This window comes from Candidatus Protofrankia californiensis (assembly GCF_900634765.1).
Taxonomy (GTDB): domain Bacteria; phylum Actinomycetota; class Actinomycetes; order Frankiales; family Frankiaceae; genus Protofrankia; species Protofrankia californiensis.
Window position 1 is genome coordinate 1 of the sequence record NZ_CAAAFT010000199.1, and the last position, 1,462, is coordinate 1,462.

Consider the following 1,462-nt stretch of genomic DNA (forward strand, 5'->3'; position numbering starts at 1 on the left):
GCGTCCGACAACCGCTCCACCAGCAGCAGGCCCACGCCTTCGGACCAGCCGGTGCCGTCGGCGGCGGCGGCAAAGGACTTGCAGCGCCCGTCGGGTGCCAGCCCGCGCTGCCGGCTGAACTCCACGAAGGTGTTCGGCGTCGACATCACCGTCACGCCGCCGGCCAGCGCCAGCGTGCACTCCCCCCGGCGCAGCGCCTGACAGGCCAGATGCAACGCCACCAGCGACGACGAACACGCCGTGTCCACCGTCATCGCCGGTCCCTGCAGCCCGAACGTGTAGGCCACCCGGCCCGACAGCACGCTTCCCGTGGTCCCGGTCAGCAGGTAGCCCTCCACGTCCTGCGACGGGCGGGCGGTGTTCGTGCCGTAGTCGTGGTACATCACGCCCGCGAACACCCCGGTGTCACTGCCGCGCAGGGCGGTCGGGTCCAGCCCGGCCCGCTCGAACGCCTCCCAGCTCGTCTCCAGGAGCAGCCGCTGCTGCGGATCCATCGCAACGGCCTCGCGTGGTGAGATGCCGAACAGCTCCGGATCGAACTCGTCGGCGTCGTGCAGGAAGCCTCCCTCGCGGGTGTAGCTCCTGCCCGGACGTCCTGGACGGGGGTCGTACAGCGCGTCGACGTCCCAGCCGCGGTTCGTCGGGAACGTCGAGATCGCGTCGGTGCCGGTGGACACCAGCCCCCACAGGTCCTCCGGGGAGGTGACCCCGCCCGGATACCGGCAGGCCATCCCGATGATCGCTATCGGTTCCGCCTCGGCGAAGGGGGTGGTCACGGCCGTGGCAGCCGCGGTGCCGGCGGCCGCGGCGGACTCGGCCTCGCCGCTCCGGCGCACCTGCGTGAGCAGGTAGTCCACCAGCTCCGCCGGTGTCGGGTAGTCGAACAGCAAGGTGGCGGGCATCCTCAGCCCCGTTGCCGTGCCCAGCCGGTTGCGCAGCTCCACCGAGGTCAGCGAGTCGAACCCGAGCGCCCGGAACGCCACGTCGTCGCGCACCACCGCCGCCTCGGTGTGTCCGAGCACGGCGGCCGTCTCGGCGCGCACCAGCTCGCGCAGCACCCGCTCCTGGTCGACCGGGCCGAGCGCGGCCAGCCCGCCCTCGGCGCCCGGCGCGTTCCCGCCGGCGGGCAGGTTCCCTCCGGTGTGCGGCCCGCGCCTGCCGGCGGCAGGCACCAGGGTGCGCATCACTTCCGGCACATTGCCGGAGGCGTCCTGCTCACGCAGCGCCACCGGATCCGTCCGCAACGCGACCAGCAGGGCGTCGTCGCGGGTGAGGGCGTCGTCGAACAGGGCGAGGCCGGCACGCTCGGACAGGGCCGCGACACCGACGCGGGCCATCCGCCGCACGTCGACGGGCCGCAGGCCGCCGGCCAGGCCGCTGGGCTGGTCCCACAGCCCCCACGCCAGCGACGTCGCGGCAAGCCCCGCCTGCGCGCGGTGGCACGCCAGGGCGTCCAGGAAGG

At 74.0% G+C, this 1,462-nt stretch carries 1 protein-coding gene; it reads right to left on the minus strand.

What is annotated here, in order from left to right:
- On the minus strand, nucleotides 1–1,462 hold a 1,462-nt coding region (locus DD1DGNOD_RS29270), incomplete at both ends, for a beta-ketoacyl reductase (RefSeq protein WP_241255650.1).